A 22,876-nucleotide genomic window follows, 5' to 3' on the forward strand; every position below is an offset into this window, starting at 1 on the left:
GGCACGTTTTGGCAAGGCTCAATGGATCATTGGCGGAAGAAGTCTTCAGGTCACGGCCGCTTCCCGGCTCAATTGCTGCAGGGCGGCTGCAGCCTTGCTCAGGCGACGCTCCTTGTGGTGCAGGCAGGAGAACTGGCGCGCCGGAAGCGCGAAATTGGCACGCGCCAGATGCCCCGCGCGCAATTGCGGTTCGGCCGCAATTTCAGAGACCACGGCTGCGCAAAGACCGGATCGGACCGCCGACAGCACCGCCTCGTTGGATGGAAACTCCAGCACGACCTTCAGCGACGACGGCTCTATGCCATAGGCCGACAGAGCGCTTTCGAACACGGCGCGCGTGCCCGACCCCGGTTCCCGCATCACCCAGGCGCCATCCTCCACGAGGTTTTCCGGCGCCAGCTTTCGGCCATCCGCCCAGGGGTGATCGCGGCCGACCAGGAGGATCACTTCATCGCTGGCGATGCGGGTGACAGACAGTGCCGGCTCGTCGACCGGACCTTCGACAAAGCCGATATCGGCGACGCCGTCCAGCACCGCGCGCGCCACGGTGGTGGTGTTGCCGATGGTGAGATTGAGTTCGATGCCGGGATGGTCTGCGTGGAAGCGCATCAACACCCCTGGCAGCCAGTAGCTGGCAACCGTCTGGCTGGCATGGACGGACAGCGCACCCCGCGACAGGCCGCCCATTTCCGCCAACATCAGCTCTGCGGCTTTGGCCCGGCCCAGCACGGCCTTTGCTTCGGGCAGGAAAGCATGGCCCTCGGCGGTTAACTCGATCCGTCGCCCCACCCGGTTGAAGAGTTCAACCCGATAGAAGCTTTCAAGCATACGGATAGCGGAACTGACGGCGGAGGGCGTGAGCCCGATCGCTTCGGCAGCGCGGGTCAGATGTTCGCGCTCGGCAACCGCGACGAAAATGGCGAGCTGTTCAAAGGTCAAGGCATATCATTCTATTTTTCCGAACGAATTATGCCATATTATTCGATGGAAATCCATGATCGCGCATGGGATTTATCGGAACATAGTAAGTTCACGGATTATTCCCATGCCCATTTCCCAGCGTTGCCTCCATATTCTCCCCGGCCTTTTCCTCAGTCTTGGCGTTACGCTCGCTGCCATTGCCCTTGAGACATTCGAAATCGCCTTTCTGGGCGGACGCTGGCTGGAAAGCCTGGTGCTTGCCATCATCATTGGCGCGACCATCCGCTCGACCGTGCATGTCAAACCGCATTTCGAGGCCGGCATCACCTTCAGTGCCAAGCTTCTGCTCGAGATCGCAGTCGTTCTTCTGGGTGCATCGATCAGCCTCAAGGCGATTGAAGATGCCGGCGCCGGACTGGTGGTCGGAATCGCGCTGACAGTCATCATTTCGATCGGATTGAGCTTCCTTGTCGGACGCATGCTCGGACTGTCAGCGAAGCTCTCCACGCTGGTTGCCTGCGGAAACTCCATTTGTGGCAATTCGGCCATTGCCGCCGTGGCACCCGTGATCGATGCCGATGCGGACGATGTGGCCGCTTCCATTGCCTTTACCGCCGTTCTGGGCGTGCTTGCCGTGTTGCTAATGCCGCTCTTGCAGAGGCTGCTGGGGCTCACCTCCCTACAATACGGCACCTTTGCCGGCCTGACGGTCTATGCCGTGCCGCAGGTTCTGGCGGCCACGGCACCGGCGGGCCTGATCAGCATGCAGGCTGGAACGCTGGTCAAGCTGATCCGCGTGCTGATGCTCGGACCTGTCATCTTCACTCTGGGATTGATACACGGTGCCCGCGACACCAGCATCTCCATGCGTCACATGCTGCCCTGGTTCATCCTGGGCTTTGCCGCGATGATCGCGCTTCGCTCGCTCGGTTTCATTCCTGAAGCAGCCCTCGGCCCAATCTCCGCAATCACCAATGTGTTGACCATCATTGCCATGGCAGCCCTTGGATTGTCTGTCGATGTCCGCCACACGGCCCGCGCCGGCGGACGGGTCATTACGGCGGCCATCTTTTCGCTGCTGCTGCTGTCGGTCATCAGCATCTTGCTCATCCACATGCTGCAGATCGCCTGATCATCCAGGCCTTTGCATCGCCACGATGGCGGCGCTAGATTGCGCCTCAACAGATGGAGGGAGCAAGATCCGATGAGCCGCCACTCGCTGACGACCGTGGGCTTCGATGCCGATGACACCCTTTGGCAGAACGAACAATATTACCGGCTGACCGAGGAGCAATTCAGGGCGCTGCTGACTGACTATGCCGAGGGCGAGCATGTGTCGGAGCGTCTGCTGGAGGCTGAAAAACGTAACCTTTCCTATTACGGTTTCGGCATCAAGGGCTTCACCCTGTCGATGATCGAGACGGCGCTGGAGATCACCGAGGGCAAGGTTCCCTCAAGCGTCATTTCTGAAATCCTCAAGATCGGTCGCGAGCTTCTAAGTCATCCGGTCGAGACCATGCCGCATGCGCTGGAAACCCTGGAGGCGCTCGCCGGAAAATATTATCTGGTGCTGATTACCAAGGGCGATCTTTTCGATCAGGAGCGCAAGCTTGCCCAGTCGGGGCTCGGCACCTTGTTCGACAATGTCGAGATTGTCTCGGACAAGACCGCCACCACCTATCGCCGCATTTTCTCGATGAATGGCGAAGAGCCCGAGCGGGCGATGATGGTGGGCAATTCGCTGAAATCGGATGTTGTGCCGGCCATCGCCACGGGCGCCTGGGGCGTGTTCGTTCCACATGCCCTTACCTGGATTCTGGAGCATGTGGAAAAACCCTCCGAAGCGCCACGCTTCCGCGAGATCGCCAATCTGGGCGAGTTGCCAGCCTTGATCGAGAGCCTTGGGTAATGGACGAGAGACTGGAATATCATGCACAGATTTGACGAGATCTATGCGCTTGCCGTCGGGCGCAAGGGCAGCGAAGAGGCCGTGGAGAACAATCTCGCCACGCCGAAGACACGCGCTGAAATCGCGGCCCTGCCGGATGACCGCTATCTGTCCCTCATGGCGAAATGCGTGTTTCAGGCCGGCTTCAACTGGAAAGTGGTGGAAGCCATGTGGCCGGGATTCGAGGCCGCGTTTGACGGTTTCGACATCGCCCGTTGCGCCATGCTCCATGACGAAGACTTCGAGCGACTGGTATCCGACACCCGTATCGTCCGTCACGGTCCCAAGATCAGGACGGTCCAGGAAAACGCGCGCTTCGTGTCCGATCTTGCAACGGAATACGGCAGTGCCGGCGCCTTTTTCGCCGGCTGGCCTGCGGAGGATTACATCGGCCTGCTGGAGATCCTGAAAAAGCGCGGCAGCCGGCTTGGTGGCAATACCGGACAATATTTCCTGCGCTTTGCCGGCATCGACAGCTTCATCCTGTCGCAAAGTGTGGTGAACCGGCTGATTGCGGAAGGCGTGATCGACAAACCGCCGACATCGGTCAAGGCCAAGGCAGCGGTGCAGGCCGCGTTCAACGACTGGCGCGCGCAGTCAGGGCGATCCCTCGTGGAGATCAGCCGGGTGCTGGCGATGAGTATCGATTGACGTGATGTGAGGATGGCCGGCAGGCCAGAGGCGTATTGAGATGCTCCGAAACCAGGGATCGGGGGCCGCTCACCCCTTCGGCCGAACGAAAGCGGCCCTCAGCGTCTCCACTTCGGGGCGGCAACAGCAGCCTTCGATATGGTCGTTCACCAGCCCCATGGCCTGCATGAAGGCATAGATGGTTGTCGGGCCGACAAAGCTCCAGCCGCGTTTCTTCAGTTCCTTGGACAGTTTCACAGACGTCGGCGATGTCGGGTTGGCCCGCAGGGTTTCATAATCCATGCGGGCCGGTCGTTCGTCGGCGCTGGGCTCGAAGCTCCAGAAATAGGTTGCCAGTGAGCCGTATTCCGCTTTCAGATCGACGGCCCGGCGGGCATTGTTGATGGTGGAGACGATCTTGCCGCGATGGCGCACTATGCCGGCATCGGCAAGGCAGCGGGCAATATCCGCGTCATCGAACAGCGCGACCTTGTGAAAATCGAAACCGGCAAAGGCTGCACGGAAGTTCTCGCGCTTTCTCAGGATGGTGAGCCAGGAGAGCCCGGACTGGAAACCTTCCAGGCAGATCTTCTCGAACAGCCTGATATCGTCGGTTACCGGTCGGCCCCATTCCTGGTCGTGATAGCGGCGGTAATCCTCCAGCCCGCCATGCCAGAAGCAGCGCGTCAGACCGTCGTCTCCGATAATCAGGCCGTTTTGTTCCATTCGTCAAGAATCCTACACTGTCGATCAACAGTCGTTTACCATTTGTTCACTGTTTTTCCAAACGCCCTGCTAACCCTGATGAAAGGTTTACAGGTTTGGCGGCATTTTCATGAACGCATCTTTACCATTTCGCGGCGTTCTCGGAGTCACGATGACGGCAAGCGACCAGAGGTTCCGGTCCCCCTTCTCGGTGAAATAGTAGTGAGTTCGTCCGATGATCAAGAAAAGCTTTCTTTTGACCGCCAGCCTGATTCTGGCGTTGACGCAACCGGTTCTGGCCGGAGACCGCTATCAGCAACGCCCACCGGTACTGATCAGCCCCGATCTCAGCGCCCCATGGGTGATGCAGCTTGGTGGTGCCGCGCGGCCGGTGGTCTATTCGCCACCTAGCGTTCGTCCCTCGCAAGGCCGCAGCCAGCGGACACTGTTTCCTGCAGCGCCGCGCCCTGCGCAGGCTCAGCCTGTGGCTGCCCGACCCAACAAACCTGCCCGTACGCAGATCGATCCGCGCTTCCTGCCGCAGATGGTTGCCTATGACGGCAAGGAAAAGCCCGGCACGATCGTGATCGATACCGAGCAGCGCTTTTTGTATCTGGTCACAGGCAATGGTCAGGCACGGCGCTATGGCGTCGGGGTCGGCAAACCGGGTTTCCAGTGGGCCGGACGCCACAAGATCACCGCCAAGCGTGAGTGGCCAAGCTGGACACCGCCGCAAGAGATGATTTCCCGTGAGGCGGCCAAGGGACATTACCTGCCGGCCCGCATGGATGGCGGCCCGGAAAATCCGCTCGGTGCCCGCGCCATGTATCTTGGATCCACGCTTTATCGTATCCACGGCACCAATGCGCCCTGGACCATCGGTTACGGCGTATCGTCCGGCTGCATTCGCATGCGCAATCAGGACGTGACGGATCTTTATGAGCGTGTGAAGGTCGGCACGTCTGTAATCGTCATGTAATCGGATTGCCCTTTCCCCTCTAAAATGGTGGGGAAGGTACAAATTCGTTTTCCGGACCCATATTCGTTCTTGAAACGATGCTGAAGTTCAGTAACCTCCCGTCGATCTATTAGAGAGGGCTCATCATGACGAAATACATCTCCGCAATGGCGGCGGTCGCCATTGCCGCGACCGGCATTTTATCTCCGCTCGATGCGAGCGCCTTCACCCGTGCTCCGGCCAATATTTCGGACACGGTGCCGAGCAATGTCGTGCAGGTGGCCCAGCAAAAGACGGTGAAGGAAAAGTTCAAGCGCCGCTCCGTCTACTTCAAGACGGATGAAGCGCCAGGCACCATCATCATCGATACCAACAACAAGTTTCTCTACTTCGTCGATGGCAAGAACCGCGCCACACGCTATGGCGTCGGCGTCGGTCGCGACGGCTTTGGCTGGTCCGGCGTGGTGAAGATCGGGCGCAAGGCCGAATGGCCGGAATGGCGTCCGCCGGCTTCCATGCGCGCCCGCGAAGCGGCAAAGGGACATAAGCTGCCGATCGTCCAGGAGGGTGGCCCCGACAATCCGCTCGGCGCGCGCGCCATGTATCTCTACAAGGGCGGCCGCGATACCATTTTCCGTATCCACGGCACCAATCAGCCCTGGACCATCGGCCTCAACATGTCATCGGGCTGCATTCGCATGATGAACAAGGATGTGGAGCATCTCTACGCTCGCGCCAATGTCGGCACCAAGGTCATCGTCGTTGGTCCCGGCAACCGCCAGGGCAAGGTGAATTTCGAGGATAACGGCATCGATCTGCTGCGCACGATTTTCGGCGGCTGACCTCTACAATTGGCAGAAGAACACGCAAAGCGCGCGAGCGATCGCGCGCTTTCATTGATTGCGGTTGCATCGTTGTGGCGATTAGGCAACATCACCTGAGTAAAGTGACGGCGGGCGGATACTGAAGCATCCAAATGTCAAAGAGAAATAGCAGCAAGCTCTTTAAGTTCAGGGTCATCAACAGAGAATCACCTATAGCGGCCTGCGTGTCTCGACCGTCTATTCCAGCACGATGGATGTCTTCATGAAAATTCTGCCAGCCTCTCTTCTTGCTTCCGTTTCGGCGGCAGGCTTCGTTTTCCTGATGGCAGGTTCTGCCAATGCCGAGATGGGTATTTCCGTCTATGGCGGCGTCCAAGGTGCAACCGATAGCGATGTCAGCGTCTCGGGGACGGGTGCTCAGGACTTTACGGCCAGCTGGGAAGGCAAGTCGTTCGGCGCCCCGCCTTATTACGGTGTTCGTGGAACCTGGTGGCTTGACGATTTTGGCTACAGCAACTGGGGCGTGGCGCTCGACTATACGCATACAAAAGTTTACGCGGACGATTCGACCAAGACGACGGCAGGTTTCACCCACTTTGAATTTACCGATGGTCTGAACCTGTTGACGCTGAATGCGCTCTATCGCATGCCGCTCGAAAACACCAAGTTTACGCCTTATGTCGGCCTCGGTGCGGGTGTGAATATTCCGCATGTGGAAGTGGATCGCACCAGCACCGGAGGCTCGACTTTCGACTACCAGCTCGGTGGCGCAACGCTGCAGGCACAGGCTGGCGTTTCCTACCAGTTCGCCGAACACTGGTCGGCCTTTGCTGAATACAAGGGCAACTATTCGTGGGTGGATGTGGATATCGACAGCGGCTCGTCGCTGAAGACGGAAATCTTCACCAACGCCATCAATGTCGGCCTGACCTTCCACTGGTAAGGCAGAACCTTATTTGTATTCGCACCCGACCTGACCCTGGGTGCGAATAACCTCTTCGGTTTTCTCGCTTTTCGGGTCTACCGCCTCGGCGGCAATATAATATTTGCCCTGGAACCGCGCCGTTTCACCCGGAACAACTTCCGTATTCACGATCATGTCGATGGCGGCATAGGGAAACTGGCGTTCGGTCACGTAATAGAACCGCAGACGCAAACTTTTCTCGTCCACCCAGGTCTGGGTCAGCATCGGCGTATTGAGCGTCAGATCCTGAAACAGGCCCGGAACCTTGTCGCCCTTGATGCGCAATTTGCCACGGAAATGGTTGAGCCGGCGTCCGCTGCCATCGGTGAAATTGCTCTCCAGCGATAGCTTCAACGCGGCGTCATCTATGGCGCAATAAAAGCGACTGGCCGCAGCGGCTGGCATGGCGGCTGCCAATGACAGGATCGCGGCGATAGGCAAAGCGTTCCAGCGCGACATGCGGATCTCCTGTATCGACGATATATTATGGTTTCCAAATTTATACTAACAGCGATCTGTTAGCGATTGGATAACGTCTTCGGCATGGTGCCGCCGTAAGCCCAGTCGAGCAGTTCAATCGTGTGCAGGATCGGGATGGCGGTGCCCGTTGCGATCTGGGTGATGCAGCCAATATTGCCGGCAGCAATGACATCCGGCCTGGTCGCTTCGATATTCTTGACCTTGCGACGCTTCAGTGTGGCGGAAATCTCCGGCTGCATAATATTGTAGGTGCCGGCAGATCCGCAGCAGAGATGCCCTTCGGCCGGATCGCGGACTGTAAAGCCTGCCCTCTTCAACAAGGTCTTTGGCAACAGGGTGATCTTCTGGCCATGCTGCATCGAACAGGCCGAGTGATAGGCAACGGTCATGCCTTTGGGCTCGGCCTCCGGCAGATCGAGCGAGGCCAGATATTCTGTCACGTCCCTGGCAAGGCCAGAGACCCTGGCTGCCTTTTCCGCATAGGCCGGATCGAGCCTGAGCATATGGCCGTAATCCTTGATGGTTGTGCCGCAGCCGGACGCCGTGATGACGATCGCATCCAGACCGCCGCGCTCCAACTCACGCAACCAGACATCGACATTGCGGCGGGCGCTGGCGAGCGCCTGCTCCTCACGGCCCATATGATGAACCAGCGCGCCGCAGCAACCCTCGCCGTCCGGCACCACGACTTCCACGCCCAGACGGGTCAGCAACCGAATGGTGGCCTCGTTGATCTTCGGGTCGAGAACCGGCTGGGCACAACCCGTCAAAATGGCCACGCGACCGCGCTTTTGACCTTCGGGCTGGTGGATGGCGGGCTTTGCAAATTGCGATGGCGTGTGGATCTGTTTCGGGGCCAGTTCCAGCATGGCGGCGAAAGGCTTGAGCGGGGCTATGCCCTTCATCATACCGGCAAGCGGCTGACCGAAACGCGCGAGCGTCAAGGCCGCGCGAAAGCGCGCCGGATAGGGCAGCACCATGGCCAGCACCGCGCGCGTCAGGCGGTTCATGATGGGACGACGATAGGTCTTTTCGATATGGACGCGGGCATGATCGACGAGGTGCATATAGTCCACGCCCGAGGGACAGGTGGTGGTGCAGGCAAGGCAGGACAGACAGCGATCGATATGGGTGACCGTCTGCGTGTCGGCGGGACGATCGTTTTCCAGCATGTCCTTGATCAGATAGATGCGCCCGCGCGGGCTGTCGAGCTCATTGCCCAGGGTCACATAGGTGGGACAGGTGGCCGTGCAGAACCCGCAGTGCACGCATTTGCGCAAGATCGCCTCAGCCTCGGCCGTCTGCGGATCGGAAAGCTGTTCGGCGGTGAAATTGGTCTGCACTTATATGCCTCCGAAACGGCAGGCGGCGCCAAGGCCATCTGCGACTGTCGCTGCAGCAAAATCAGATGATCCAGCTCTCAGGCCTGGGAATCGCGTGCGTAACATCGACTTCATCACGCGCCCGCTCCTCTGGCCATTCGCCCCGGGCTGAAGATGCCGACGGGATCGACTTTCTGCTTCACACGCTGCGACAGCAGCGCCACAGCCGGCGCCAGCGGTTGAAAGGCGGAAATGCCGTCTCGATGGACTGCGGGTGCGCGCATCAGTGTCGCATGGCCTCCACCGAATGCCTTGATCATCTGCCTTAGTGAATCGGCTTCAGGATCGGCTTCCATACGCATCCACACCAGCCCGCCCTGCCAATCGTAAAAGGCATCGATGCCCGCCTCGAGCCTCAGCCTTGCGACCAGTTTGGCGCCCTCGGTCGGTGCCATGGAGACACGCCAGAGAGGCTTTTCCGTACCGTCACTATAGGCTTTCACATCGCGGATTTCGCGCCAGAGCGTTTCCGTATCGTCTGGTCCAAGGCGCGAGACGGGAGCAAAACCTGCCATGGCCTTTTCCAGCTTTTCTGCCCGCACCAGCACCGAGGCCTCCAGACCTTCCAGCCGCAGCACGGTTGCCGGGCCTTCCGGCAAGCTCCCATCCAGATGATGCGGCGCGACCATGACCGGCAGATGGGCGGCACCCGACACTTCGACCGGAAGCCCAAGGGCGGTTGCCATGACAGCGGCTGCCTGCGCGTCTTCATAGAGACCGGAAAGGACGATGGTGACGGAATATTTTGGAACGGGCAGAACCTTGAAGGTGACCTCGGTCAAAAAGCCGAGCGTGCCGTGCGAACCGGCCAGCAGCTTGACCAGATCGAGGCCTGTGACATTCTTCATCACCCGCCCGCCAGCCTTGACGCACTCGCCCATACCGTTGACGAAACGCACGCCCAGAAGATTGTCGCGCGCCGCTCCCGCCGAAATACGGCGTGGACCGGAGGCATTGACGGCAAATGCACCGCCAATCGTCGGCTCGCCGGATGTGCCCATGATACCGCGATGATCCATCGGCTCGAAGGCCATCATCTGGCCGGCCTCAGCCAGCGCCGCCTCTATCTCCGATATGGGCGTGCCGGCCTTTGCCGACAGCACCATTTCGGCCGGATTATAGGAAACGATGCCGGTCAGCCCGCGCGACGACAGCCTTTGATCCGCTTCGACCGGATTGCCGATTCCACCGCGCGTCGCATTGCCGACGATGTCCAGCGCTGCGGCAGTGTCGGCATGCGCGCGAACGATTTCCGCGGCTTCGGTTTCGGTGTTGGGCATCAGCATTGCGCGGTTTCTTTCATCTCAGGCGCCATCCGGTCCGGCCTGCAGCGGCTTTTCGCAATTCCGTGCATCACACCCTCCCCTCCAGCGGGAACACCTTGGACGGATTCAGGATCCAGGCTTCGTCGAAGGCGGAGCGGATGGCCATTTGCTGGGCAAGGTCGATCTCGGAATATTGATGGCGCATGAGGTCGCGCTTTTCGATACCGACACCGTGCTCGCCGGTGAGACAGCCGCCAGCATCGACGCACAGGCGCAGGATGTCCATGCCTGCGGCTTCGGCCTTGGCGGCATCTTCGGGGTCGTTGATGTTGTAGAGGATCAACGGATGCATGTTGCCGTCGCCGGCATGAAAGACATTGGCGCAGCGCAGCCCGTAACGGGCAATGATCTCGGCGGTTTTCTTGAGTACATAGGAAAGCTGGCCAAGCGGTACCGTGCCGTCCATGCAAATATAGTCTGCAATGCGTCCGGTTGCGCCGAATGCGGATTTGCGTCCCTTCCAGATCAGCGCCGCTTCCGTGGCAGACTGGCATTCGCGCACGGTCTTGACGCCGTGGCGACCGGCAATCTCGACGATATTGGCGAGCATGGCGTCCATCTCGGCTTCGGAACCCTCGACCTCGACGATCAACAGGGCCTCGACATCCAGCGGATAACCGGCATGGGCGAAGGCCTCGCAGATTTCAATTGCGGGCTTGTCCATGAATTCGATGGCAACCGGGATGATCCCCTCGCCGATGACATCGGCCACGCAGGCACCGGCGGCCTCCGAGCTATCGAAGCCGAACAACACCGGGCGTGCACCTTCCGGCTTGGCGATCAGGCGCACGGTGGCCTCGGTGACGATACCGAGCTGGCCTTCCGAGCCGCAAACGAGACCGAGGAGATCATAGCCTTCCGCATCCAGCGCCTTGCCGCCCAGTTGCACCACGGTGCCATCGACCAGCACCATGGTGACGCCCAGGAGGTTATTGGTGGTGACACCGTATTTCAGACAGTGCGCGCCGCCGGAATTCATGCCGATATTGCCGCCAATGGTGCAGGCCAGTTGCGAACTCGGATCGGGTGCATAGAAAAAACCGTCTGCCGAAACCGCCTCGGATATCGCCAGATTGGTCACGCCGGCCTGAACCCGGGCGCAGCGGTTGGGCAGATCGACTTCGAGAATTTTCGCCATCGCGGACAGGCCGATGACGACGGCATCTTCCTGCGGGATCGCGCCACCGGACAGCGATGTTCCCGCACCACGCGGGACGACGGGGATATTGTATCGATGGCAATATTTCATCACCGCTGCGGCCTGGGCGGTGGTTTCCGGCAAGGCAACCGCCAGCGGACGACGACGATAGGCAATGAAGCCATCGGTCTCGAACGGGGTGAGCTCCATCGCCTCGTGGATCAGCCGCTCCGGAGGGAGCAACTCCTTGAGGTCGCCAATGATCTCGGCGCGCCGAGACAGGACCTTCCGGTCGGGTTCAAGGAATGCAATCGCATCGGACATGGCAGGGCCTCCCCAGTTGGTTTTCGAATATACACCAACACGCCTGACTTCAACTGGTATTTATTTTTTACCACTTTGCGACAAAGGGCGCAAATGCTATGCACTTATGACAAATCAGGAAAGAATGCGATATCATGACCAATCTCGGTGATCTCGAAGTCTTCGCGCAGGTGATTGCCACCGGCAGCATGTCGACGGCCGCGCGCGAACTCGGCCTCTCACCCGCTGTTGTGTCCAAACGCATCAAGCGGCTGGAGGAGCGGCTGGGCACGCGGCTGTTGCAGCGGACCACAAGGCAGATCTCGCTGACGGAAGCAGGCCAAGGCTTTCACGAACGGGTGATCGCCGTGCTGGCGGGTCTTGAAGACGCTGAAGCCTTCGCCGCCGGACGCTCGTCCGAAGTGCGCGGCACGCTGAAGGTTTCAGCCCCCACATCCTTTGGCCGCATGCATGTGGCCCCGCATCTGAAAGCCTTCATGGAGCGGCATCCAGAGCTGACGATTCATCTCGTGCTATCGGATGAGTTTACCGACATTGTCGGCGGCGGCTTCGATCTGGCGATCCGCATTGGCGAGCTCACCGATTCCAGCCTGGTGGCGCGCAAACTTGCCTCCGTACGGCGCGTGCTGTGTGCCGCTCCGGATTACATTGCCTCCTATGGAGAGCCCGCAAACCTCGATGATCTGCAGCGTCATATCTGCCTGCCGCCGCATAATTTCGACCTGTGGCGACTGGAAGGACCGGACGGCGCCGTCAGCTTTCGCCCGGAGGGGCGGCTCATTACCAATTCCAGCGAAGTGATCCGCGAGGCCGTGATCGAGGGCCTGGGTATCGCATTGCGCTCGACCTGGGATATCGGCCCGGAGCTGAAAGACGGCAGGCTTCGACAGGTGCTGCCGGCCTATGAAAGTTCCAAGAATGTCTCGGTTTCGGCCATCTATCCGAGCCGGCAATTTTTGCCAGCCAAGGTGCGGCTGTTTATCGATTATCTGACGGAGCTCTACGGGCCGATACCCTATTGGGAGCTATAGCCACCGGCGATCGCAGTCTTTACGCCGCAGACTTGCGCGCGCCCACATAAGCGCGTGGCGGTGCGCCCATCATCCGCTTGAACATGGTTGTGAAGGCGGCGATGCTGTCATAGCCGAGATCGAGCGCGATACTGGTCACGGCCTCTCCATCGGCAAGGCGCGGGAGGGCGGAGAACAGGCAGGCCTGCTGACGCCAAAGGGAGAGGCTGAGCCCGGTTTCCCGGCGAAAGAAACGGGTGAAACTGCGCCTGCTCATCGACAGAGTGCGCGCCCATTCGTCGATGGCGAGATCGGCTGTCGGCTTCTTGACAAAGTCACGACAAAGGGTGGCAAGACGTGGATCGCGGGGAAAGGGCAGGCCGAGTTCCCGTTCAGGCAGTGCCGACAAGACGTCGAGCAGCAAGGGCATGACGAGATCCATACGGTTCGATGCAATCCCCGCAGGGCCGGCTTCCAGTGCCGCCAGGATCAACTCTCGGGCAAGACTGCTGACCTCCACCACACGCGCTTGGACCGGCATATGTGGTATGACATCCGGGGCCACATGCAATGATATCAGATCGACATTGACCAGCATTTCGACTGCGTGTTCGGCCCCTTCCGGGATCCACAGGGCATGCCCGGCCGGCACCATCCAGCGCGCCTTGTCGACTGCCGCGATCAGCACGCCCTGACGGGCATAGAGAAGCTGCGGGCAGTCGTGGCGATGCAGGGCAATCCGCTCGCCGGCGACATAGGTTTTCGGATCTGGCGGGGTCAGTCCCCATGGCCCAACGACGCCGGACAGACGCTCGCGAAATACACTGGTCTCGACCGTCTTCGTCACCATACATCTCCCCCCCCCACATGCAATTGGCCCACTTGCGAAAAAGATAGACCAAAACACGAAAGTTGTCGCACGCAAATCCCGTTATAGACAATCGCCGTTACTAGGGAGCATCGACATGGCGAACACCGCAACAGATCACGACCATCAGCCCGAAAATATCGTCTTCGGCATCATTCTGGCCACCAGCTTCGGCCATATGCTGAACGATACGATGCAGTCGCTGATCCCCGCCCTCTATCCAATGATCAAGGACGGCTACGCGCTCGATTTCGCCCAGATCGGTTTGCTCGGCCTTGTCTTTCAGGTGACGGCCTCGCTGCTCCAGCCGCTGATCGGCATCTATACCGACAAGCGGCCCTTGCCCTATTCCCTGTCAGCCGGAATGGCCTGCACGCTGATCGGCCTCGTCCTGTTGGCCTACGCGCATTCCTACTGGGTGCTGCTGCTGGGCGCCGGGACCGTCGGTCTCGGATCGGCGATCTTTCATCCGGAATCCTCACGTGTTGCCCGGCTCGCCTCCGGTGGACGGCACGGGCTGGCACAATCCATCTTTCAGGTGGGCGGCAATTTCGGCTCGGCAATCGGCCCGCTGCTTGCAGCCTTCATCGTCTTGCCCAACGGGCAGGAAAGCGTCGCCTGGTTTTCGCTGGCGGCCCTGACCGGCATGATCGTGTTGTGGCGCGTGGGCCTGTGGTATTCCCATCACCGGGTTGCGATTGCAAAGCGCTCGGCCGCGACGCCGCCACTCGTTCTTCCGCGCAAGACGATCATCAAGGCCATTGCCGTTCTGGCCCTGCTGATCTTCTCGAAATATGTGTATATGACCAGCCTGTCGAGCTACTACACCTTCTACCTGATCGAACGTTTCGACATTTCGGTGCAGCAGGCGCAGATTTTGTTGTTCGTGTTCCTCGGTGCTGTCGCCGTTGGCACCGTGGCAGGCGGACCGATTGTGGACTGGTTCGGCACCAAATTCGTCATCTGGTTTTCCATTCTCGGCACCCTGCCCTTCACGCTGGCTCTGCCTTATGTCGGCTACTGGCCAACGATCATGCTGACGGTGATCATCGGGCTAATCCTTGCCTCTGCCTTTTCGGCCATCGTTGTCTTTGCCCAGGAACTGGTGCCGGGCCGGGTCGGCATGATTGCCGGGCTGTTTTTCGGCTTCGCCTTCGGCATCGGCGGAATCGGCGCGGCCGTGCTGGGCGTGGTCGCCGACAGCAAGGGCATCATCTTCGTCTACAATCTGTGCTCATACCTGCCGTTGCTGGGTTTGCTGACTGTATTGCTGCCGGATCTCGGCAAGGGACGCCGTCATACGGCGCAGCGGTCGCACTAACCCAAGATCGGGATCAAAGGTCGCCGCCGTTTCACGCCAGGAACGGCGGGACCAGCTTCCAGAACTCGTATTTTCTGACGTGGATACGCCTCAGCTCTTCGAGGAACGCGCCATGGCTTTTGATCGACAGGTCTTGCGGCAGTTGCGGCGCGATCCGCGCCAGCTGGATCAGATGACTGGCGCCGTCGTCATAGGCGTCGCCCAGACCGCGCTTGAGGATATAGGTGACCAGTTCGCGGTAAAGAAGCGTTGAGGCCAACGGGTTATGGTCGCTCAGTGCTTCGGCAGCCGGAGCCAGCACATCGTCGTGGCGACCATCCCAGCGCGCGGCGTGGCGCAGGACCAGATCGGCGGCCAGATCGAGGCGCGGCCACGACACCAGGAATTCGAGTGCCGAATAGATGTCGTCGCCGGACGTGACCACGGCCAGGGCCTTGTCGAGCTCTTCGAACTCGGCGAAATCATCCAGTTTCGACAGATAGAGTTTCAGAACCTCGGGATCGAAGGTTTCTGCAAATTCCTTCCAGCGAACCTCCTGAGCATCGCTGCGGCGCTTGAGGCTCTCAAGAATATCGGCCTCCAGCAGCCGACGCTCTCTGGCTTCATATTCGGGGCCGACATTGGCGACGATGCCCTGTACCATCAACAGCCGCATCTGCGGCGGGCGAATGCGGATCCATTCCAGCGCCTCCGCATGGCGGCCGGCCTGATGCAGCATGCGGGCAACCACCAGCGTATCGCGACGGTTCTCGGCTTTGGTCTGTTCGAGCGCGAGATATCCATCGACGTCATCTGTGTTGAGGGCGATCAGTTGCAGGATATCGAGCGCACCGAGCTTTGCCGGCTCCTTGGCCACGACCTCCGACAGCGTGGCTTTCCACACATCGGCCGCAGACGTTGCGAGGCCCTTGGCCAATTGTCGGTGAAAGCCGGTATGTTCGCCATAGCGATCGCGCCTTCGCAGTTTTTCAATGCTGGGCACGAGTTCTGCCTGCTGCTCCGCTGTCAGGCCGTGGATCAGTTGAACCGCGTTTCCCTCGGCATCGTCAAACACTTTCCAAAGGCGGGCGCTGTCATTGACCAGCCGCGCGGAGATACGGAAGCGCAGCGAGAGGAACCGCAGGATGCGCTCACCGGCAGCTGCACCATCGACACTGCCAAGCTCCGAGAAAATATTGCGGACCAGACCGGAAAACTCGACGGCCAGATCCTTGGCGCGAGCCGACGATATCCGCGTCTTCGCCTGCTCCTGCAGGTCAAGGCGCTTGTCGATCAGCCGTGCCATTTCCTCAGGGCTGCTCTCGCCGGCCAGCGCCGTCTGTAGCCTCGCCTTCAACGCCTTGTTGGCACCGGCCTCTTCCACAAGAATTTCGATCAGCTTGTCGATGCCCAGAGTGGTGAGGCCGTTCTTGTCGAGTTTTGCGCGCTTTTGTTTTGCCATCGGCGGCGTGGAACCCTGCCTTATCGGTGTTTTTGGAGATCGCCTCAGATAGCGATGCGGAAGCGACTATTCCGTTACGACATAAAGGCAAACAACCGCAACCGGAAGAGTGAGTGCGGGTATCGCACTCATAGCGCCCCGATGCGGGCCTTGCCGACAGATCAAGACTGGATAATTAATTTGACCAGTTGTGGAGACTGTTGCTAGACATTTGCCGATGGAGGAGCAGGTGGAACAGGGCCAAAGCGGGATTTTTACGCAAGTCAGCCACAGCCGCACAGCCGACGAGGTGGTGCGGCAGATCGAGGAACTGATCCTCGACGGTGTGCTGCGCGATGGCGACCGACTGCCGGGCGAGCGGGATCTGGCCCTTCAGCTCGACGTCTCGCGCCCGATCCTGCGCGAGGCGTTGAAGGCACTCGAAAGCCGCGGCCTCCTGATCAGCCAGCATGGCGGCGGCACCTATGTCGCCGATATCATCGGGCAAATCTTTTCCGAGCCGGTGACCGCACTCATCTCACGCCATTCGCGTGCGACACGCGATTATCTGGAATACCGACGCGAGCTGGAAGGCATGACCGCCGAACTTGCAGCCGCCCGCGCAACAGAGGGCGACAAGGCCCAGCTTTCGCGCATCATTGCCGATATGCGCGCAGCCCATGCGGCAGGCGAAGCCGAGCGGGAACTGGCATCGGATGTGGAATTTCACAACGCCATTGGCGAGGCCGCCCATAACATCATCCTGTTGCACACCTTGCGTGCCTGCTACCGGCTCTTGAGCGAGGGGATCTTCTTCAACCGCAAGGCCGTATTCGCTCATTCCAATTCAGGCGAGGCTCTGCTGGAGCAGCATGAGGCCATCTATGCTGCGATCCTGTCCGGCGACGGCAAGCGCGCCAAGGCGGCAGCGCAAGCCCATATCGACTTCGTGATGCGCGCAACGGAAGACAGTGAGCGGGCAGGACAGCGCGACCGCATCGCTGAATTGAGACTGCTGAACCGGCAGGGCGGGTCGTCAAGGCCCAAGATGGCCAGCGCGGATGACCCGACCGAAGAGACAAGGAATAGCAAACGATGAATGCCCCGACCACCGTCACCAAGCCCCGCGTCGGCCTGTTTGCCACCTGTCTGGTGGATTTGTTTCGCCCGTCGGTCGGCTTTGCCGCGGCCAAACTGATCGAGCAGGCGGGCTGTGAAGTGCATGTACCGATGGCGCAGACCTGTTGCGGGCAGCCGGCCTACAATACCGGCGACAAGGCCGATACGCGCGCCATTGCCGAGCAGGTGATCGAACTGTTCGAGGGGTTCGACTATGTGGTGGCACCGTCGGGCTCGTGCGCCGGCATGCTGAAGAAACACTATCCCGAGCTCTTTGCCGGCGACGTGAAATGGGAAGAACGCTGTCGGCGCTTTTCGAATAAGGTGCATGAACTCGTCTCTTTCCTCACCGACGTGATGTTCATCTCCAATGTCGAGGCAAAGCTCGATGGCAGCGTGACCTATCACGACAGCTGTTCGGGGCTTCGCGAACTCGGCATCCAGAAGCAGCCACGCAAGCTGCTCTCTTCCGTCGAGGGGCTGGAACTGAAGGAAATGGCCGGCAGCGATGTCTGCTGTGGCTTTGGCGGCACGTTCTGCGTCAAATATTCCGACATTTCCAACACCATCGTGGAGAAGAAAACCACGGCGATCACAGACACCGGCGCGGATATGCTTCTGGCTGGCGACATGGGCTGTCTGATGAACATGGCCGGCAAGCTGAAGCGTGAGGGCAAGACCATTGCTGTGCGCCATGTGGCCGAGGTGCTGGCCGGGATGACCGACAATGCGCCGATTGCCGGTTCGGGAAAGCGAGGCTGACACGATGGAATTCACCTCACCCAGTTTCAAGGCCAATGCGGTCAACGCGCTGAACGATCCGCAGCTGCAAAAGGCGCTCAAGAATGTCGAGGTCGGTTTTATCGAAAAACGGGCCAAGGCCGCCGCTGCGCTGGATGAATTCGATGAATTGCGCAACCGCGGTCGCGACATCAAGAACCACACGCTCGACCATCTCGATCACTATCTGGAAGCCTATGAGCAGAAGGTGACGGCCTCCGGTGGCCATGTGCACTGGGCGGAGACGGCAGAAGACGCGCGCCAAATCATTCTCGACATCTGCCGCAAGGCCAATGCCCGCACTGTCACCAAGGGCAAGTCGATGATCACCGAGGAGATCAATCTCAACGAATTCCTCGAAGGCAATGGCGTCGAGCCGGTGGAGACCGATCTTGGCGAATATATCATCCAGCTGCGCCACGAGCATCCAAGCCACATCATCGCGCCGGCGGTGCATCTCAACAAGGACCAGGTGGAAGCAGACTTCCGCAAGTTCCACACGGATCTCGATCCGAACCGCGACCTGACGGCTCCGGAAACGCTGCTGTCGGAAGCGCGCGGGGTGCTGCGCAAGCGCTATTTCCAGGCCGATGTCGGCATTACCGGGGCCAATTTTCTGGTCGCCGAAACGGGATCCTCGGTAATCGTCACCAATGAGGGCAATGGCGATCTGACGCAAACGCTGGGCAAGGTGCATGTGGTGGTGGCCTCGATCGAGAAGATCGTACCGACGCTGGAAGACTGCGCACAGATCCTGCGGGTGCTGGCGCGATCTGCCACCGGCCAGGACATGTCGGTCTATACCACCTTTTCCACCGGGCCGAAGCGGGAGGCGGATCCGGACGGTCCCGGCGAATATCACGTGGTCCTGCTCGACAATGGCCGCAGCGCCATGCTCGGCACCGAGTTCCAGGAAATGCTGCGCTGTATCCGTTGCGGCGCCTGCATGAACCACTGTCCCGTCTATCATGCCGTTGGCGGCCACGCCTATGGCTCGGTCTATCCCGGCCCCATGGGTGCCGTTCTGACCCCAGCTCTGTTCGGCATCGAGCAGTCGGCGCATCTGCCCAATGCATCCACCTTCTGTGGGCGCTGCGAAAGCGTGTGTCCGATGCATATTCCGCTGCCGAAGATGATGCGGCATTGGCGCGAAAAGGAATTCGAGCGGCATCTGACGCCGGCCACGGCCCGCTACGGGATCAAGGCCTGGGCCTTTGTGGCGCGGCATCCGAAGCTATACCGCACAGCAGCGTCCATGGCCGCCCTGACACTGTCTACACTGGGCGGCGCCAGCAAACGGCTTCGCAGCCTGCCACTTGCCGGTGGCTGGACGAAATATCGGGACCTGCCGGCACCGGAGGGCAGTACCTTCCTGGCGCAATGGGCGGCGCGCAACGGCAAGACGGAGTGACGGACATGAATGGCAGATCGGCAATCCTCACCAAGATCCGCTCATCCTTGCGCACAGCGGCCGATGACAAGACACGTGCCGCTGCCGTGGCCGAGCGACTGCAATCGGCTCCCGTTGGCGTCATTCCCAAACGCGGGCAATTGCCGACAGATGAGCGCATTGCTCTGTTTGTTGCCATGGCGGAAAAATACAATGCCAGCACGGCGCGGATCGACGGTATCGAGGCCTTGGCCGCCCATGTCGTCGACTACCTGAAATCCCACAATCTTCCAGCCTCGATCCGTCTCGGGGACGATAGCCTGTTGGCCCGTGCGGACTGGGCGACGGAGAAGACGCTAGAGGTGAAACAGGGTGCATCGGACGGCGAGGACCTCGCCGGTGTCAGTCTGGCCTTCGGTGCGATTGCGGAGACCGGAACGCTGGCGCTTCTATCCGGGCCGGACAATCCGGTGACCGTCACCTTCCTGCCCGAGCATCACATCGTGGCGCTGAAGGTTGAGGATATTGCCGGTGACATGGAGACGCTATTCGCACGACTTCGCCAACGCTACGGCAAAGCCGTCATGCCGCGCACGCTCAATTTCGTCACCGGCCCGTCGCGGTCTGCCGATATCGAACAGACGCTTCTTCTGGGGGCCCACGGACCGCGCGCGCTGCATATCGTCATTCTGGCCTGAGCGGGCGGCAGCGACGCCGTCTCTCAGCAAGTCAAAAGCTTAAGTCTCCGTCCGGGCTTGCATCGGCATGCACATTCAGCCCATGATCGCCCGTCGATAACAAGCGCCTAATATAGCGTTCGAATACGGGAAGTATTGCCTCCCGCGGGTCGTCATTCCCGCGTCACAAGGCTTTGCCAGACTTTGCACAGCTGTCGTGTCTTCGCAGATGCGAACAAATAAATTCTCAAAAGACGGAACCAATCCTTCTTTTTTGCGTTTCTGGCTTGCCTCCCCGGGAGGAATTTTCTAATTTGGGAAAATCATGTTGCACAGCAATGACTTGAATGAGATGCCGCGCGTCGCGCTCATCTCCACGCACGGCTATGTTGCCGCTCATCCACCCCTTGGCGCCGCAGATACTGGCGGACAGGTGGTGTACGTTCTGGAACTCGCAAAGAAAATTGCCCAGCTCGGCCACAAGGTCGACATCTATACCCGCCGCTTCGAAGACCAGCCGGAAATCGATGAAGTCGATGAGCTGGTTCGCGTCATCCGCATTCCCTGCGGCGGCAAGGATTTCATTCCGAAAGAATATCTGCACCGCTATCTGGGCGAATGGTGTGAAAAGGCTCTGCGCTATATCAAGCGCGAAGAGCTGAATTACATGTTCATCAACAGCCACTACTGGGACGCCGGCGTTGCCGGTCAGCGCGTGTCTGAAGCGCTGAACATTCCGCACATCCACACGCCTCACTCCGTCGGCCTCTGGAAGAAACGGCAGATGGAGACGGACTATCCCGAAAAGGCGGACAAGTTCGAAGAAGAGTTCAACTTCAAGGAACGCATCCAGCACGAGACGATCATCTACCGGACCTGTCAGCTGGTTGTGGCCACCACGCCGATCCAGCTCGATATGCTGATGGAAGACTACGAAGTTCCGCGCAACCGCGTTCACATGATCCCGCCGGGTTATGACGACAACCGCTTCTATCCGGTCTCCAATGCATCGCGCCAGATGATCCGCAACCAGCTTGGCTTTGAAGGCAAGGTCGTGCTGGCACTCGGCCGGCTTGCGACCAACAAGGGCTACGACCTCCTGATCGACGGTTTTTCGGTGATGGCCAAGCGCGTTCCCGATGCGCGACTGCATCTGGCCGTTGGCGGCGAGAACATGGATGAGCACGAGCAGAAGATCTATGACGAGCTTACGGCCAAGGTGAAAGAGCTCGGCCTCGAGGATCAGGTTCGTTTCTCCGGCTTTATCTCGGATGAGGAGCTGCCGGATTATTACCGCGCCGCCGACATGTTCGTGCTGTCGTCGCGCTACGAACCCTTCGGCATGACGGCGATAGAGGCCATGGCCAGCGGCACGCCGACGGTGGTGACCGTTCACGGCGGCCTGTTCCGCGCCATCAGCTACGGCCGACATGCGCTCTTTGCCGATACATTCGACAAGGAAGACCTCGGCATCACCATGATGAAGCCGTTCAAGCATGCACGCCTTTATGGCCGTCTGTCGCGCATGGGTGCGCACAAGGCGCGCAGTCTGTTCACCTGGACAGGGATTGCACAGCAGTTGATCGCGCTTGTCGAAGGACGGCCCGTTGCGCAGGCCCTGGACGAAAGCGATTGGGCAGAACCATGGAACGACGGGGACTGAAGCCTGTTCGGCTGATCTCATCGGATATCGACGGCACTCTGGCGGGAGACCGGGAGGCGAGCGCACGCTTCTCCACCTTCTGGCATGAGCTTGAGCCCGACACCCGACCGCTGCTGGTCTATAACAGCGGTCGGCTGGTGGATGACATTCTGGAATTCACCGCTGGCGAAGGCTTGCCGCAAGCCGATTTCGTCATTGGCGGTGTCGGTACGATGATGGTGGCCGAAAACCAGCCTGAACTTTCCACAGCCTATTCGCGCTCCTTAAGCGAGGGCTACGACGTCGACGCCATCGGTGCCGTGCTGGGCGCGATGGACGGAATCGAGCGTCAGCCCGCCCGCTATCAGCACCAGCACAAATCCAGCTGGTATTTCCATGATGCAAGCAATGAAAGCCTGAGCGATCTGGAGAAACGTCTGGAAGCCGAGGGACTGGCCGTCAAGGTGGTCTATTCCAGCAATCGCGATCTGGATATCCTGCCTGCCAATGCCGACAAGGGGCAAGCACTGACATGGCTTTGCGACCGACTGGGCTTTGGCCCGGATGAAGCCATTGTTGCCGGCGACACCGGCAATGACGGCGGCATGTTCGTGCTGCCGGGCATTCGCGGGATTATTCCGCGCAACGGGCTGGACGAATTGAAAGCCCGTTTTGACGATCCCGACTTCTTCTACCATGCCAGCCGTGCAGAAGCCGATGGCGTGATTGAAGGTCTCCTGCACTTCCGCGTCCCCTCCCCCATCCGCAGCTAAGACATCCCCCGAGACACCGCTCCGGGCCGGCAAGAGCATATTTGCTGTCGACACCACTCGTGATTGCATCAATCCTTATATTAGGATCTTATGCTTCAATGATGTGGAAGTGATTCGAGGGGTTTCCGCAACGATCTTGGACAACACCCTGCGGTTGGGCGACTTCGACAGATATTGCAGTGAGCAACCCTCTCTTCCGGTCCGACGGATGCCTCGGGGAATATATGGAAAACTATAGCGGAGTTGCCGCGCGGGATGACCACATCGAACCGTCCGA

22 protein-coding genes are annotated in these 22,876 nt (G+C 59.7%); 14 read left to right on the forward strand and 8 right to left on the reverse strand.

What is annotated here, in order from left to right:
* Nucleotides 1-45 precede the first annotated feature (45 nt).
* Entirely contained in the window at nucleotides 46-939 is an 894-nt protein-coding gene (locus ACQQ2Q_RS04060; RefSeq protein ID WP_428185739.1) for a LysR substrate-binding domain-containing protein, read from the reverse strand.
* Nucleotides 940-1,045: 106 nt separating this feature from the next.
* On the opposite strand from ACQQ2Q_RS04060, the gene ACQQ2Q_RS04065 reads away from it, so the two are divergent.
* The 3 genes from ACQQ2Q_RS04065 to ACQQ2Q_RS04075 all read left to right on the forward strand — a co-directional run bounded on the left by ACQQ2Q_RS04065 (nucleotide 1,046) and on the right by ACQQ2Q_RS04075 (nucleotide 3,520).
* Nucleotides 1,046-2,053: a YeiH family protein gene (locus ACQQ2Q_RS04065; RefSeq protein ID WP_428185740.1), complete on the forward strand. Its 1,008-nt coding sequence runs from the start codon at nucleotides 1,046-1,048 to the stop codon at nucleotides 2,051-2,053.
* 72 nt (nucleotides 2,054-2,125) lie between these two features.
* Complete coding sequence (locus ACQQ2Q_RS04070; protein WP_428185741.1) at nucleotides 2,126-2,830, forward strand: HAD family hydrolase; 705 nt, start codon at nucleotides 2,126-2,128, stop codon at nucleotides 2,828-2,830.
* Nucleotides 2,831-2,851: 21 nt separating this feature from the next.
* Entirely contained in the window at nucleotides 2,852-3,520 is a 669-nt protein-coding gene (locus ACQQ2Q_RS04075) for a DNA-3-methyladenine glycosylase I (protein WP_428185742.1), read from the forward strand.
* 69 nt (nucleotides 3,521-3,589) lie between these two features.
* Here ACQQ2Q_RS04075 and ACQQ2Q_RS04080 read toward each other — a convergent pair whose 3' ends face one another.
* Nucleotides 3,590-4,225 carry a DNA-3-methyladenine glycosylase I gene (locus tag ACQQ2Q_RS04080; protein ID WP_428185743.1) on the reverse strand — a complete coding sequence of 212 codons (636 nt, stop codon included), beginning with the start codon at nucleotides 4,223-4,225 and terminating at the stop codon, nucleotides 3,590-3,592.
* Between the two features lie 214 nt (nucleotides 4,226-4,439).
* Here ACQQ2Q_RS04080 and ACQQ2Q_RS04085 point away from each other — a divergent pair, with 214 nt between their 5' ends.
* The 3 genes from ACQQ2Q_RS04085 (at nucleotide 4,440) to ACQQ2Q_RS04095 (ending at nucleotide 6,929) form a co-directional block, all read left to right on the forward strand.
* Entirely contained in the window at nucleotides 4,440-5,183 is a 744-nt protein-coding gene (locus ACQQ2Q_RS04085) for a L,D-transpeptidase (protein ID WP_428185744.1), read from the forward strand.
* 125 nt (nucleotides 5,184-5,308) lie between these two features.
* Nucleotides 5,309-6,004 (forward strand): L,D-transpeptidase, encoded by a 696-nt coding sequence (locus tag ACQQ2Q_RS04090; RefSeq protein WP_428185745.1) that lies wholly within the window; start codon nucleotides 5,309-5,311, stop codon nucleotides 6,002-6,004.
* Nucleotides 6,005-6,248: 244 nt separating this feature from the next.
* Nucleotides 6,249-6,929: an outer membrane protein gene (locus ACQQ2Q_RS04095; RefSeq protein ID WP_428185746.1), complete on the forward strand. Its 681-nt coding sequence runs from the start codon at nucleotides 6,249-6,251 to the stop codon at nucleotides 6,927-6,929.
* 9 nt (nucleotides 6,930-6,938) lie between these two features.
* On the opposite strand, the gene ACQQ2Q_RS04100 is transcribed toward ACQQ2Q_RS04095, so the two are convergent.
* The 4 genes from ACQQ2Q_RS04100 to ACQQ2Q_RS04115 form a co-directional block, all read right to left on the reverse strand.
* Nucleotides 6,939-7,409, reverse strand: a complete 471-nt coding sequence (locus ACQQ2Q_RS04100; RefSeq protein ID WP_428185747.1) for a hypothetical protein — start codon at nucleotides 7,407-7,409, stop codon at nucleotides 6,939-6,941.
* Nucleotides 7,410-7,468: 59 nt separating this feature from the next.
* Nucleotides 7,469-8,773: a glycolate oxidase subunit GlcF gene (glcF, locus tag ACQQ2Q_RS04105; protein ID WP_428185748.1), complete on the reverse strand. Its 1,305-nt coding sequence runs from the start codon at nucleotides 8,771-8,773 to the stop codon at nucleotides 7,469-7,471.
* 113 nt (nucleotides 8,774-8,886) lie between these two features.
* The gene (locus ACQQ2Q_RS04110; RefSeq protein ID WP_428185749.1) at nucleotides 8,887-10,098 is read right to left on the reverse strand and encodes an FAD-binding protein; all 1,212 of its coding nucleotides are present in this window, start codon (nucleotides 10,096-10,098) and stop codon (nucleotides 8,887-8,889) included.
* Between the two features lie 67 nt (nucleotides 10,099-10,165).
* The gene (locus ACQQ2Q_RS04115; RefSeq protein ID WP_428185750.1) at nucleotides 10,166-11,599 is read right to left on the reverse strand and encodes an FAD-linked oxidase C-terminal domain-containing protein; all 1,434 of its coding nucleotides are present in this window, start codon (nucleotides 11,597-11,599) and stop codon (nucleotides 10,166-10,168) included.
* A 134-nt stretch (nucleotides 11,600-11,733) separates the two neighbouring features.
* Here ACQQ2Q_RS04115 and ACQQ2Q_RS04120 point away from each other — a divergent pair, with 134 nt between their 5' ends.
* Nucleotides 11,734-12,630: a LysR family transcriptional regulator gene (locus ACQQ2Q_RS04120; RefSeq protein ID WP_428185751.1), complete on the forward strand. Its 897-nt coding sequence runs from the start codon at nucleotides 11,734-11,736 to the stop codon at nucleotides 12,628-12,630.
* 19 nt (nucleotides 12,631-12,649) lie between these two features.
* Here the strand turns inward: ACQQ2Q_RS04120 and ACQQ2Q_RS04125 are convergent, their stop codons facing one another.
* Entirely contained in the window at nucleotides 12,650-13,459 is an 810-nt protein-coding gene (locus ACQQ2Q_RS04125; RefSeq protein ID WP_428185752.1) for an AraC family transcriptional regulator, read from the reverse strand.
* A gap of 115 nt (nucleotides 13,460-13,574) precedes the next feature.
* Here ACQQ2Q_RS04125 and ACQQ2Q_RS04130 point away from each other — a divergent pair, with 115 nt between their 5' ends.
* Entirely contained in the window at nucleotides 13,575-14,798 is a 1,224-nt protein-coding gene (locus tag ACQQ2Q_RS04130) for an MFS transporter (RefSeq protein WP_428185753.1), read from the forward strand.
* Between the two features lie 31 nt (nucleotides 14,799-14,829).
* On the opposite strand, the gene ACQQ2Q_RS04135 is transcribed toward ACQQ2Q_RS04130, so the two are convergent.
* Entirely contained in the window at nucleotides 14,830-16,239 is a 1,410-nt protein-coding gene (locus tag ACQQ2Q_RS04135) for a DUF6880 family protein (protein WP_428185754.1), read from the reverse strand.
* A gap of 229 nt (nucleotides 16,240-16,468) precedes the next feature.
* Between ACQQ2Q_RS04135 and ACQQ2Q_RS04140 the strand changes: the two genes are divergently transcribed.
* From ACQQ2Q_RS04140 to ACQQ2Q_RS04165, 6 genes are all read left to right on the forward strand, one after another.
* Nucleotides 16,469-17,317, forward strand: coding sequence for a FadR/GntR family transcriptional regulator (locus tag ACQQ2Q_RS04140; RefSeq protein ID WP_428185755.1), 849 nt, complete (start codon nucleotides 16,469-16,471; stop codon nucleotides 17,315-17,317).
* Nucleotides 17,314-18,099 (forward strand): (Fe-S)-binding protein, encoded by a 786-nt coding sequence (locus ACQQ2Q_RS04145; protein ID WP_428185756.1) that lies wholly within the window; start codon nucleotides 17,314-17,316, stop codon nucleotides 18,097-18,099. The genes ACQQ2Q_RS04140 and ACQQ2Q_RS04145 overlap by 4 nt, the downstream gene beginning before the upstream one ends.
* A 4-nt stretch (nucleotides 18,100-18,103) precedes the next feature.
* The gene (locus tag ACQQ2Q_RS04150; protein WP_428186475.1) at nucleotides 18,104-19,528 is read left to right on the forward strand and encodes a LutB/LldF family L-lactate oxidation iron-sulfur protein; all 1,425 of its coding nucleotides are present in this window, start codon (nucleotides 18,104-18,106) and stop codon (nucleotides 19,526-19,528) included.
* A 5-nt stretch (nucleotides 19,529-19,533) separates the two neighbouring features.
* Nucleotides 19,534-20,205: a LutC/YkgG family protein gene (locus ACQQ2Q_RS04155; protein ID WP_428185757.1), complete on the forward strand. Its 672-nt coding sequence runs from the start codon at nucleotides 19,534-19,536 to the stop codon at nucleotides 20,203-20,205.
* A 304-nt stretch (nucleotides 20,206-20,509) separates the two neighbouring features.
* Nucleotides 20,510-21,847, forward strand: a complete 1,338-nt coding sequence (locus ACQQ2Q_RS04160) for a glycosyltransferase family 4 protein (protein ID WP_428185758.1) — start codon at nucleotides 20,510-20,512, stop codon at nucleotides 21,845-21,847.
* Nucleotides 21,829-22,599 (forward strand): HAD-IIB family hydrolase, encoded by a 771-nt coding sequence (locus ACQQ2Q_RS04165; protein ID WP_428185759.1) that lies wholly within the window; start codon nucleotides 21,829-21,831, stop codon nucleotides 22,597-22,599. Before ACQQ2Q_RS04160 ends, ACQQ2Q_RS04165 begins: the two co-directional genes overlap by 19 nt.
* Nucleotides 22,600-22,876: the final 277 nt, after the last annotated feature.

Origin of the sequence: Agrobacterium sp. ES01, from assembly GCF_050320885.1 — a bacterium.
Lineage (GTDB): Bacteria > Pseudomonadota > Alphaproteobacteria > Rhizobiales > Rhizobiaceae > Allorhizobium.

What these genes read in the sequence shown, in the direction of transcription:
- ACQQ2Q_RS04065 (WP_428185740.1), top strand. Translation starts at nt 1,046, where the DNA reads ATGCCCATTTCCCAGCGTTGCCTCCATATTCTCCCCGGCCTTTTCCTC.
- ACQQ2Q_RS04070 (WP_428185741.1), top strand. Translation starts at nt 2,126, where the DNA reads ATGAGCCGCCACTCGCTGACGACCGTGGGCTTCGATGCCGATGACACC.
- ACQQ2Q_RS04075 (WP_428185742.1), top strand. Translation starts at nt 2,852, where the DNA reads ATGCACAGATTTGACGAGATCTATGCGCTTGCCGTCGGGCGCAAGGGC.
- ACQQ2Q_RS04080 (WP_428185743.1), bottom strand. Translation starts at nt 4,225, where the DNA reads ATGGAACAAAACGGCCTGATTATCGGAGACGACGGTCTGACGCGCTGC.
- ACQQ2Q_RS04085 (WP_428185744.1), top strand. Translation starts at nt 4,440, where the DNA reads ATGATCAAGAAAAGCTTTCTTTTGACCGCCAGCCTGATTCTGGCGTTG.
- ACQQ2Q_RS04090 (WP_428185745.1), top strand. Translation starts at nt 5,309, where the DNA reads ATGACGAAATACATCTCCGCAATGGCGGCGGTCGCCATTGCCGCGACC.
- ACQQ2Q_RS04095 (WP_428185746.1), top strand. Translation starts at nt 6,249, where the DNA reads ATGAAAATTCTGCCAGCCTCTCTTCTTGCTTCCGTTTCGGCGGCAGGC.
- ACQQ2Q_RS04100 (WP_428185747.1), bottom strand. Translation starts at nt 7,409, where the DNA reads ATGTCGCGCTGGAACGCTTTGCCTATCGCCGCGATCCTGTCATTGGCA.
- ACQQ2Q_RS04110 (WP_428185749.1), bottom strand. Translation starts at nt 10,098, where the DNA reads ATGCTGATGCCCAACACCGAAACCGAAGCCGCGGAAATCGTTCGCGCG.
- ACQQ2Q_RS04115 (WP_428185750.1), bottom strand. Translation starts at nt 11,599, where the DNA reads ATGTCCGATGCGATTGCATTCCTTGAACCCGACCGGAAGGTCCTGTCT.
- ACQQ2Q_RS04120 (WP_428185751.1), top strand. Translation starts at nt 11,734, where the DNA reads ATGACCAATCTCGGTGATCTCGAAGTCTTCGCGCAGGTGATTGCCACC.
- ACQQ2Q_RS04125 (WP_428185752.1), bottom strand. Translation starts at nt 13,459, where the DNA reads ATGGTGACGAAGACGGTCGAGACCAGTGTATTTCGCGAGCGTCTGTCC.
- ACQQ2Q_RS04130 (WP_428185753.1), top strand. Translation starts at nt 13,575, where the DNA reads ATGGCGAACACCGCAACAGATCACGACCATCAGCCCGAAAATATCGTC.
- ACQQ2Q_RS04135 (WP_428185754.1), bottom strand. Translation starts at nt 16,239, where the DNA reads ATGGCAAAACAAAAGCGCGCAAAACTCGACAAGAACGGCCTCACCACT.
- ACQQ2Q_RS04145 (WP_428185756.1), top strand. Translation starts at nt 17,314, where the DNA reads ATGAATGCCCCGACCACCGTCACCAAGCCCCGCGTCGGCCTGTTTGCC.
- ACQQ2Q_RS04150 (WP_428186475.1), top strand. Translation starts at nt 18,104, where the DNA reads ATGGAATTCACCTCACCCAGTTTCAAGGCCAATGCGGTCAACGCGCTG.
- ACQQ2Q_RS04155 (WP_428185757.1), top strand. Translation starts at nt 19,534, where the DNA reads ATGAATGGCAGATCGGCAATCCTCACCAAGATCCGCTCATCCTTGCGC.
- ACQQ2Q_RS04160 (WP_428185758.1), top strand. Translation starts at nt 20,510, where the DNA reads ATGTTGCACAGCAATGACTTGAATGAGATGCCGCGCGTCGCGCTCATC.
- ACQQ2Q_RS04165 (WP_428185759.1), top strand. Translation starts at nt 21,829, where the DNA reads ATGGAACGACGGGGACTGAAGCCTGTTCGGCTGATCTCATCGGATATC.